At 68.0% G+C, this 9,988-nt stretch carries 8 protein-coding genes and 1 rRNA gene; 5 read left to right on the top strand and 4 right to left on the bottom strand.

Translation table 11 applies throughout. The features are described from left to right. Window positions 1-5: 5 nt before the first annotated feature. The 3 genes from ACYVI5_RS04685 to ACYVI5_RS04695 are packed head-to-tail and all read right to left on the bottom strand — an operon-like array spanning window position 6 to window position 3,771. The gene (locus ACYVI5_RS04685) at window positions 6-1,067 is read right to left on the bottom strand and encodes an ABC transporter permease (protein WP_460579200.1); all 1,062 of its coding nucleotides are present in this window, start codon (window positions 1,065-1,067) and stop codon (window positions 6-8) included. Continuing rightward, window positions 1,064-2,644 carry a sugar ABC transporter ATP-binding protein gene (locus tag ACYVI5_RS04690; protein ID WP_460579201.1) on the bottom strand — a complete coding sequence of 527 codons (1,581 nt, stop codon included), beginning with the start codon at window positions 2,642-2,644 and terminating at the stop codon, window positions 1,064-1,066. The genes ACYVI5_RS04685 and ACYVI5_RS04690 overlap by 4 nt, the downstream gene beginning before the upstream one ends. Window positions 2,645-2,646: 2 nt before the next feature. Beyond that, complete coding sequence (locus tag ACYVI5_RS04695; protein WP_460579202.1) at window positions 2,647-3,771, bottom strand: substrate-binding domain-containing protein; 1,125 nt, start codon at window positions 3,769-3,771, stop codon at window positions 2,647-2,649. 303 nt (window positions 3,772-4,074) lie between these two features. Here ACYVI5_RS04695 and ACYVI5_RS04700 point away from each other — a divergent pair, with 303 nt between their 5' ends. From ACYVI5_RS04700 to ACYVI5_RS04720, 5 genes are read left to right on the top strand one after another with little or no spacing between them, the layout of a single operon-like run. Next, window positions 4,075-5,031 carry an ABC transporter substrate-binding protein gene (locus ACYVI5_RS04700; protein WP_460579203.1) on the top strand — a complete coding sequence of 319 codons (957 nt, stop codon included), beginning with the start codon at window positions 4,075-4,077 and terminating at the stop codon, window positions 5,029-5,031. Continuing rightward, on the top strand, window positions 5,019-6,080 hold the full coding sequence (locus tag ACYVI5_RS04705) for an ABC transporter permease (protein ID WP_460579204.1): 1,062 nt from the start codon (window positions 5,019-5,021) through the stop codon (window positions 6,078-6,080). Before ACYVI5_RS04700 ends, ACYVI5_RS04705 begins: the two co-directional genes overlap by 13 nt. Further along, window positions 6,077-7,087, top strand: coding sequence for an ABC transporter permease subunit (locus ACYVI5_RS04710; protein ID WP_460579205.1), 1,011 nt, complete (start codon window positions 6,077-6,079; stop codon window positions 7,085-7,087). Before ACYVI5_RS04705 ends, ACYVI5_RS04710 begins: the two co-directional genes overlap by 4 nt. Next, window positions 7,084-8,607, top strand: a complete 1,524-nt coding sequence (locus ACYVI5_RS04715; RefSeq protein WP_460579206.1) for a sugar ABC transporter ATP-binding protein — start codon at window positions 7,084-7,086, stop codon at window positions 8,605-8,607. The genes ACYVI5_RS04710 and ACYVI5_RS04715 overlap by 4 nt, the downstream gene beginning before the upstream one ends. Continuing rightward, window positions 8,594-9,679, top strand: a complete 1,086-nt coding sequence (locus ACYVI5_RS04720; RefSeq protein WP_460579207.1) for a LacI family DNA-binding transcriptional regulator — start codon at window positions 8,594-8,596, stop codon at window positions 9,677-9,679. Before ACYVI5_RS04715 ends, ACYVI5_RS04720 begins: the two co-directional genes overlap by 14 nt. 90 nt (window positions 9,680-9,769) lie before the next feature. Here ACYVI5_RS04720 and rrf read toward each other — a convergent pair. Beyond that, window positions 9,770-9,886, bottom strand: a 5S ribosomal RNA gene (gene rrf / locus ACYVI5_RS04725). Window positions 9,887-9,988 lie beyond the last annotated feature (102 nt).

The raw sequence follows: 9,988 nt of genomic DNA on the forward strand, positions 1-9,988 counted from the left end.
CGTGATCAGCCCTTTCCTCGGCCGAAGTAGCGGGCCCGCACCCGGTCGAGCAGGATCGCGACACCCAGCACTGCGCCCTGCACGACCTGCTGGAAGTAGGGGCTCACGTGCAGTGCGAGCAGACCGTTCGCGATGAGCTCCAGCAGAATGGCGCCCGCTGCGACGCCGAGGATGCGGCCTTCTCCGCCGGTCAGAGACATGCCGCCGACGACGGCTGCCGCGATCGCCGTGAGTTCCCAGCCGGGCCCGACGGAGGGGTCGGCCACGTTCATCCGTCCGATCACCAGGATGCCGACGAGGCCCGAGATGGCCGAGGCCGCGACGTACATCGAGAAGATGCGCCGGCGGGTCGGGATGCCCGCCAGCCGCGCGGCCTCCCGGTTGCCGCCCACGGCGTAGATCTGCCGCCCCGCGTAGGTGCGTTCGAGCACGAACCAGGCGATGAGCACCACCGCGATGAAGAACAGCGCGGGTACGGGCACGCCGAACACGTAGTATCCGCTGATGTCGCTGAACGTCGGATCGATGCCGTTCACCGGGGTTCCGCTCGTGATGGCCAGTGAGAGGCCCTGCGCGATTGTGAACGTGACGAGCGTGATCACGAACGGCGGCACCTTGAGCCGAGTGACCGTCAGGCCGTGCCAGGCTCCGACGAGCGCGCAGATCACGATCGTCATCACGATCGCGACGACGGCGGGCAGATGAAGGTTAACGTTGAGCGTCGCCGCGATGATCCCGGCGAGACCGGCCAGCGCCCCCACCGACAGGTCGATGCCTCCCGTGAGGATCACGAGCGCCTCGGCGACGGAGAGGATGCCGAGCTGCGACAGGTCGCGCCCCATCACCTGCAAGTTGCCAGGCGTGGCATACGTCGGTGCCGCGAATGCGATGATCGCGAACACGACGACGCAGGCGACGCCGACGCCGGCCTCGGGGGATGCGGCGAAACGGTGCAGCAGCGAGGGGTTGGCGCGACCGCTGGGCGCACTTGCGGCCGCCGGTGGCGGGCTCGGAAGCGAGGTCGCGGGACTCGGCGGGGTGGCGGTGGGATTCGGTGCGGCGGTCATGCCGGTTCTCCTAGTGGTGTGAATTCGGATGCCGGAGCCGTGGGCGCCGGGAGGGAGGTGGACGCCGCGGCGGTCATGATCGCCTCTTTCGTGGCGGCGTTCCGCTCGAGCACCGCGACGATGCGCCCGTGGTTCATCACGGCGATGCGATGGCTGATCAGCTGAAGCTCCTCGAGCTCGGAGGATGCCGCGATGACGGTCATCCCCTCGGCGGCGGCCCGATCGATGAGGCCGTAGATCTCGGCCTTCGCGCCGACGTCGACGCCTCGCGTCGGCTCATCCAGAAGCAGCAGCCGGGGGTTGGTGGCGAACGCGCGACCGAAGATCGCACGCTGCTGGTTGCCACCCGACAGGGAGCCGATCGGCTGGTCGACGCTCTGCATGCGCACGTTGACGTCCCGCGCGATCTTCGCACCAGCGGTGCGCTGGGCGCGCGGCACGAGCATCCCGAACCTGCTGAGTGTGCGCAGGATGGACACCGTCACGTTCGAGGCGATCGAGGCGAACAGCACCAGCGACTGCTCCTTACGGTCCTCGGGGATGAGCGCGATGCCGGCGTTGACTCCGTCCTGAGCCGACCGAGGCGCGTGGCGTGCTCCGTGCAGCGTCATGCTGCCGCCGGTCGCGGGCTGCGCCCCGGCGATGGTGTGGATGAGACGGCTGCGGCCCGAGCCCATGAGCCCGGCGATCCCGAGGATCTCGCCCTCCTTCACCTCCAGGTCGACCGGCCCGAGCCCGTCGGCGGTGACCCCGTCCAGGCGGAGAAAGACGGGTGCGTCGGCGGGCGGCGCCTTCGGTGTGCCCTGTTCGAGTTCCCCTCCGACCATCTCCTTGATCAACCGGACTTCGGTAGCCTCCCGCGGCGACAGGTCGGCGACGAGCCGCCCGTTGCGCAGCACGATCACGCGGTCGCTCACCTCGCGAACCTCGTCGAGGCGATGCCCGATGAAGAGAACTGCGCCCCCGCGTTCTGCGAGCCGCCTGGCCAGACCGAGCACGGTCTCCGCCTCGACCGGGCCAAGGGATGATGTGGGCTCGTCAAGGATGAGCAGCCGCGGCTTGCGGCCCCACGCCTTCGCGATCTCGATCATCTGCCTGGTCGGCACCGGCAACGAGCGCACGTCGCGATCCAGGCCGATGCGGCCCGCGGAAAGCCCGATATCGGCGAGCATCGCTGCGGCCTCGGCCTGCTGGGCCCGTCGGTCGACGAACCAGCTGCTGCGCGCCTTGTCGGGGCGCCGGCCGAGCAGGAGGTTCTCGGCCACCGAGAGCTGCCCGACCAGCGGGAACTCCTGCGACACCATCGCAATGCCGAGTCGCTGCGCGGCTTCGGTCGAGCCCGGTGCAAGCGACGTGCCGTCGATCGTGATCTCTCCGCCGTCGCGGTGCACGGCTCCCGACAGGGTGCCCATCAGCGTGGACTTGCCCGCGCCGTTCTCACCGACGACGCCGACGACCTGGCCCGCGAACAGCTCGAGCTCGGGCAGATCGAGCACTCGTACCGGCCCGTATTCCTTGTAGACCCCCTCCAGCCGCGCGATGGTCGCACGGCCGGAGGGAGCGGTGTGGTCCGTCATGCCTAGTCGATGCCCAGCTTGCTCAGGAGCGACTGGTAGTCCGCGAGGTCGGACTTGGTGACGAGGCCGACCCCGGAGCTGAGCGTGCTGCCGTCTGAGGCGAGGTACGGCTTCAGGATCGCCGCGGTGGCATCCTTGCCGAGCACCTTCTCCGCGGCCAGGATGTACGCACCGGTGTAGCCCTGCTGGTACGGCATCTGCACGACGGTGCCGCCGATGACACCCGACTTGATGAAGTTCAGCGTCTGCGCGTCCGAGTCGTCCGAGACGATGCTGACGCTGGACTGCTTGCCTGCGGATGTCACAGCCTGGGCGAGAGCCGGGCCGTCGTACGAGTACACGCCGTACAGTCCGTTCACGTCGGGGTTGTTGGCGAGGATCGTCTCGGCGTCACTCGTCGCGGTGCTGGCCTGGAGGTTGTCGTTGACCTTCTGTGCGACCGTGATTCCCGTGCCCTTGATGGCATCCTCGAATCCCTGGATGCGCTGCACCGCGTTGGATGCCGTGAGCGAGCCGACCAGGATCGCCACCTTGCCCTTGCCGCCCAGCAGCTGCTTCATCGCGGTGCCCGCCTGGTATCCCGCCGTGTAGTTGGGTGTGCCGAGGTACAGCCCGCCGGCCGCGGTGTTCGGCAGGGGCGAGTCGATGGGCAGCACGAAGATTCCGGAGTCCATGTCGCTCTTGATGGTGTTCGCGGTCGACGTCGGGTCGATGGCCGAGATCGAGTAGCCGGTCACGCCCTGCGACTTCAGCGTCTCGAGCTCGGACGTCTGCTCGGTGAGCTTGCCGCTCGGCGGGGCGAAGTAGGTGCACTTGTTCGCGGCGATGCCGAGGTCCTTGCAGCCCGCCTCGAATCCGACCTGCCCGGCCTTCCAGTAGTCGGCCGCGACGTTGACGACCATCGCGATGTCGACCGCCGAGAGGTCCTTGCCCTGGAGCGCGGACTTCAGCTTCTGGTCGAGCTCGGCGAGCTTCGTCTGGTTGAACGTCAACGTCCCCTTCAACGACGCCGAGCTCTTCGACGAGGTCGTCGAGGGGGTGGATGCGGCCGATTTCGAGCAGGCCGCGAGGCCGGTGACGAGGAGCAGCGCGGTCGCCACCGCCGCCATTCTGGTTGTGATCTTCATCGTTCACTTTCTGTTGGTGTGACAGGAGGATGCCCGCGTCCGGCCGACGCGTCGCCAGCGTTGTGAGGGCTCACATTCTCAGCGACCTCGCCGTGTTCAACTGCGCCAGCACGGGCTCATCGAGCATTGTGAGCGCTAACGGAATGCGATGTCAAGCAGGAGAATGGGTTCGAACCGCCGACGCGATCGGCCTCAGATCGCACAATTTAGGTGAACGAGCGTCGCGGGAACTTGTGTGTGAACGCTAACGTAGCGTTGCACGCCGTGCGCGTGAAGCTCTTCGACGATGCAGGGAGGCGATCAGTGGCGATCACCCGGCGAGCCGTGCTCGGCGCCGCTCTCGCCTGCGTCGCCGAGGGATTGACCGGCTGCACGGCACCACCACGAACGCTGATCTCCGTCGGTTTCGCCCAGACCGGCGCGGAGAGCACCTGGCGCGCCGCCAACACGACGTCGCTGCGCAATGCGCTCTCGCGTCGCAACGGTTTCGACCTGATGTTCATCGACTCGCAAGGCCGCCAGGAGAACGAGATCGCAGCCGTGCGCAGCTTCGTCACCCGGGGCGTCGACGTGATCGTGCTGGCCCCGATGGTGGAGAACGGATGGCACGACGTGCTCGACGAGGCGCGACAGGCGGGCATCCCGGTCGTGCTGGAGGACCGCGGCATCGACTCGAGCGATTCGTCGCTCTACGTCAGCCGGGTGGGCGACGACTTCCGCCACGAGGGTGCCCTTGCCGCGACGTGGATCGTCGAGAACTCGAAGCCGAAGACCCGCATCGTGGAGTTGCTCGGCACCACCGGGTCGAGTGCGGCACTCGATCGCTCCGCGGGCTTCGAGCAGGTCATCGCCGGCCACGGTTTCACCGTGCTGGATGCTCAGGACGCCGGATTCACCCGCGCCGGCGGCAAAGAGGTGATGGCAGCGTTCCTGGAGAAGCACGGCGACGACATCCAGCTGCTGTTCGCGCAGAACGACGACATGGGGCTCGGCGCGATCGAGGCCATCACGGCCGCGGGGCTCGTGCCGGGGCGCGACATCCGCATCGTCACCATCGACGGCACCCGGGACGCCCTCACCGAACTCGTCGCCGGGCGGCTCAACCATGTCGTGCAGTGCAATCCGATGCTCGGGCAGAGGGTGGCCTCCGTCGTACGGGCCGTGCACGCCGGATCACCGGTGCGACGCGAGTACATCGCCACCGACCGCGTCTTCGACGCGAAGACGGCGAAGGGGGTGCTCGCCACGTGGCCGTACTGAGTGCAGCGAGAAACGAGACGGTTGGCCGTCGCCGCGCGATCACGCTGCTGCGCAGACCACAGTTGTGGTCTGTCGTCGTGCTGCTCACTCTCGTGGCGATCAACGCCGCCGTCCGTCCCGGCTTCTTCGCCATCTCGATCCGCCGGGCCGCGTTGTACGGACCGATTCCCGACATCGTCAGGGATGCCGCGCCGCTCATGCTCGTCTCCCTCGGAATGCTGCTCGTGATCGCGCTTCGCGGGCTCGACCTCTCAGTCGGCGCCGTGCTGTCGGTCGGCGGAGCAGTCGCCCTCGCCGTCATCGCCGGATCGCCACAGCCCGGGTCGATCGGCGCCGTCGCCCTCGGTATCTGTGCCGGGCTCGGCGTAGGCATCCTGCTCGGAGCCTGGAACGGGATGCTGGTCGCCGCGGTGGGGGTGCAACCGATCATCGCCACGCTGGTGCTCATGCTCGCCGGCCGCGGTCTGGCGATGCTCATCACACGCGGCCAGGTCGACACCGTCGCCAGCCCGCCTTACGCGTGGATCGCCGCCGGTACCGTGCTCGGTCTTCCCGCCCCGACGTTGATCGCGGCCGCGGTGGTCATCGCCATCGCCGTGCTGCTGCGGCGCAGCGCCCTCGGGACGATGATCGAGTCCATCGGCGCGAATCCCGTCGCCAGCCGCATGGCCGGCCTGCGGGTGCGTCTGCTCACGGGAACCGTCTACGCCGTGAGCGGGTTGCTCGCCGCGGGCAGCGGACTCATCGCGAGCTCGGACATCATGTCGGCCGACGCGAGCAACGCCGGCCTCGGCATCGAGGTGGATGCCATCCTCGCCGTCGTCATCGGCGGAACGTCGCTGCGCGGCGGCCGGTTCTCCGTCGGCGGCACTGTGCTGGGAGTGCTCACCGTTCAGGTGCTGACCTCCACGGTGACCTACCTGGGCACCTCGCCGGCGACCTCACCGCTCTTCGAGGGCGTCATCATCATCGCGGTCTGCCTGCTGCAGGCGCCGCGCACCAGCGCACTCCTGGGTCGCATCCGAGCCGGATGGCGAGGCATCCAGTGAGCACGCAGACACCGAGGATTCCGTCCTGGGAAGCGCCACGGCGCTGGGGCGTCGCACGGCGCCCACACCTTCCTCCGGTACTCGTCGCTGTCGTGATGCTCGGGATGCTCGTGCTCGGCGACCAGCTCACGTTCGGCCAGTTCGTGTCGGCCCGGCTCGTCTCGAACCTCTTCCTCGACACCGGCTACCTGCTCGCACTCGCGGTCGGCATGACCTTCGTCGTGCTGTCCGGCGGGCTCGATCTGTCGGTGGGCTCCGTGATCGGGCTAGGCGGAGTGATCGGTGCCCAGCTTCTGGCGGCAGGCGTCCCCGTAGGCGTCGCCATCCCGTTGATCGTCGCATCGGGCGCCGGTATCGGGCTCGTCAACGGCGTGCTCGTGGCGGTCTTCGACGTGCAGCCGATCGTGGCCACCCTCGCCGGGATGTTCCTCGCCCGAGGTCTGGCCTACAGCGTCAGCCTCAACGCCGTGCCGATCCGCGACAGCGGGCTCAACGCGCTCACCCTGGTCACCGTCGGCGTCGGCGATCTCCGCTTCTCACTGGGCGTCCTCGTCGCACTCGCACTCGCCGTCGTCGCCTTCCTGATGCTTCACCGAACGCGGTTCGGGCGCACCGTGTTCGCTCTCGGAGGCAACTCCGACGGGGCGCGGCTGATGGGTCTCGCGGTGATGCGCACCACGGTGCTCGTGTATGTGGTCAGCGGAACCTGCGCAGGCATCGGGGCCGTTCTCTTCGCGTCGTACACCTCGTCGGGCGATCCGCAGGCCGGCACCGGCATGGAGCTCGCCGCCATCGCCGCGGTCGTGATCGGCGGCACCACACTCGGTGGCGGGAACGGCGGAGTGGTCGGCTCGGTCGTCGGAGTGCTCGTGTACGGCGTCATCCAGCTGACGATCGACTATCTCGGCGTCGACTCGTGGTGGACGCCGATCGTGCTCGGGATGCTGCTGCTGGTCTTCGTCGTGGCCCAACGGCTCGCCGCAAGCAGAGCGGGGGAACTGCGATGAGCGACCCGTTCATCCGGATGCGCGGCATCACCGTGCGGTACCAGGGCAACCTGGCGCTCGACGACGTCGACCTCGATCTGCACCGGGGTGAGGTGCACTCGCTCATGGGCGAGAACGGCGCGGGCAAATCCACGCTCATCAAGGTTCTGACCGGCGCGATCCGGCCGGCGCACGGCGAGATCCTGTGCAACGGTGCACCGGTACAGATCTCGTCGCCGCGCGACGCACTCGCGACCGGAATCGGGGTCGTGCACCAGGAGACTGGGCTGCTTCCGAATCTGTCCATCGCCGAGAACGTGATGCTCGGCGACGAGCCGCACGGCAGGTTGGGCATCGACCGGCGCGCGATGGTGCGACGCGCCGGCGAGTTGCTCGAGCGGCTGGGCGCGGTCGTCGATCCGAGGTCACCGCTTGGCGGACATCCGCCGGCCATCCGCCAGCTCGTCGCGATGGCACGCGCGATCCGTTCGAGTCCTCGCGTGCTCGTGCTCGACGAACCGACCGCGAGTCTCGACGAGGCGGAGACCGAGCACGTGCTCGGCGTGATCCGATCCTTGCGCGATGACGGCGTCGCCATCCTGTTCGTCTCCCACGTGCTAGAGCAGGTCTACGAGATCGCGAACCGGTTGACGGTTCTGCGGGGTGGCGTGCTGGTCGGCGAGTTCCCGACCGCGGACATCCTGCGCCGCGATCTCGTCCAGCGCATGCTCGGCCGCGATCCGCGTGAGCTGGACGAGATCATGGAAGAGCGTGGCGCGGAGGTGGTCGGCAGTCCCGCGCCCATCCTGTGCGCCGAGAGCGTTCGGTCCGGTTCGCTGCGTGCACCGGTCGCGCTCGAGCTGAACGAGGGCGAGATCGTCGGCGTCGCCGGGCTGCTCGGCTCGGGCCGCACCGAGCTGGCCAGATCCCTCACCGGCATCGATCCGATCAACGGCGGTCGACTCGTCGGCGGGCCGACCGCCACCGCGTACCGTTCGCCGCGTTCTGCCCTCATGGCGCGGGTGGTGTACGCGTCGGAGAACCGCGTCTCTGAGGGGCTCATCGGCCAGCTCAGTGTGCGCGACAACATCACACTCGCCATCCAGGCGCAGCGTGGCTGGTTCCGGCGGATGCCTCGTGCACGACAGGACGAGCTCGCGACGAGCTACCTGGAGGCGCTCAACGTGTGGCCGTGCGACCTCGACCAGCCTGCAGCCTCGCTCTCCAGCGGCAACCAGCAGAAGGTGTTGCTTGCTCGCTGGCTCGCTATTGCACCGCGCGTGCTGGTGCTCGACGAACCGACGAGAGGCATCGACGTCGGCGCTAAGGTTGAAGTCCAGCGCCTCGTGGCCTCCATGGCAGCCAACGGTGTCGGCGTGATTTACATCTCCGCCGAGCCAGACGAAGTTCTCCGGCTGTCTGACCGGATCGTGATCATGCGGGATCGCGCGATCCTGGGCATCGTGGCGAACGACGATGGGCTGGATCGGGAGCTTCTGCTCACGCTCATCGCGGATGGAGGGGCGAATGGCACGGACTGAGGGGACCCGTGCGGCGACGATCTTCGACGTCGCACGACTTGCCGGTGTGTCGCACCAGACGGTTTCGCGCGTCATCAACGACTCGCCGGATGTGCGCGACCAGACACGCGAGCGCGTGCGGAAGGCGATCAAGCAGTTGCGGTACGAACCGTCAGCGGCGGCTCGCGCGCTCGTGACCAGGCGTACGCGCACGATCGGGCTCATCGCACCAGGATCCGCGGACTACGGACCGGCGAGCATCCAGAGGTACTTCAACGAGGCCGCGCACGCCGCGCGGTACAGCGTGTTCACGGTCAGCGTGCCGGGAGAGAGCGCGAGTGAGGCGCGTACCGCGATCGAGTCGCTCCTGAGGCAGAACGTGGAAGCCGTTGTGCTCGTGCAACTCGACGTGACCACGCTCGAGTCCCTGCGCGGTCTCGACGTGGGTGTTCCCCTCATCTCGATCTCGGCGCCCGGCCGCAACCGCGACGTCGTGTCGATCGACCAGTACGGCGGCGCCCGAGCGGCGGTGCAGCACCTCATCGATGCGGGCTATCTCGACGTCATCCACGTCGCCGGCCCTCCCGACCACCCTGACGCGCGAGAACGTCAGAGAGGGTGGGCTGATGAGCTCGCCGACGCGGGGCTGCCCCGTGGTGCGCTCTATCACGCGGACTGGTCGGCCGCCGAGGGTCACCGCATCGGGCTCGAACTCACCGTCATCGCGGGCAAGACAGCGGTATTCGCCGCCAACGACCAGATCGCGCTCGGGGTGATGACAGCGCTGGCACGGCGTGGGTTCAGAGTTCCCGACGACGTCGGCGTCGTGGGATTCGACAACGTTCCGGAGTCCGTGTTCTATACGCCTCCGCTTTCCACGGTCACCCAGGACTTCGCCGCACTCGGACAGCTGGCGCTGAGGCGTGTGCTCGACAGGCTTGATGGGGATGAGACCTCGCCGTCGCCACCGCCCATCCCGGTCGCGCTCGTCGTGCGCGCATCAAGCACGAGGCGCCGCGGCCCGGCCGGGGACGTGCCCGCCGATGCGGACTCCGCCACGCATCCCCAAGTGCAGTCCACCCACTCGGACTGACGCCCGAGCCCCAAAACCGATACAAACGCAAAAACTGGCACAAAATGCAAGAAGGGCCGCCCATCTCTGGGCGGCCCTTCCTACAAAGGAGTCCGGCGGTGTCCTACTCTCCCACAGGGTCGCCCCTGCAGTACCATCGGCGCTGGGAGTCTTAGCTTCCGGGTTCGGAATGTTTCCGGGCGTTTCCCTCTCGCTATGGCCGCCGTAACACTATTGATTTACAGTCATAACCCCCACCGTGGTGGGGTGGTGGTGTCCCGACCGTATATCGGGAACCACATAGTGGACGCGAGCGTTTTCTTCGCCTGC

The sequence above is a fragment of the Humibacter ginsengisoli genome, assembly GCF_054780095.1.

Coding starts and splice junctions, on each gene's coding strand:
- ACYVI5_RS04685 (WP_460579200.1), bottom strand. CDS start 1,067: ATGACCGCCGCACCGAATCCCACCGCCACCCCGCCGAGTCCCGCGACC.
- ACYVI5_RS04715 (WP_460579206.1), top strand. CDS start 7,084: ATGAGCGACCCGTTCATCCGGATGCGCGGCATCACCGTGCGGTACCAG.
- ACYVI5_RS04720 (WP_460579207.1), top strand. CDS start 8,594: ATGGCACGGACTGAGGGGACCCGTGCGGCGACGATCTTCGACGTCGCA.
- ACYVI5_RS04690 (WP_460579201.1), bottom strand. CDS start 2,644: ATGACGGACCACACCGCTCCCTCCGGCCGTGCGACCATCGCGCGGCTG.
- ACYVI5_RS04695 (WP_460579202.1), bottom strand. CDS start 3,771: ATGAAGATCACAACCAGAATGGCGGCGGTGGCGACCGCGCTGCTCCTC.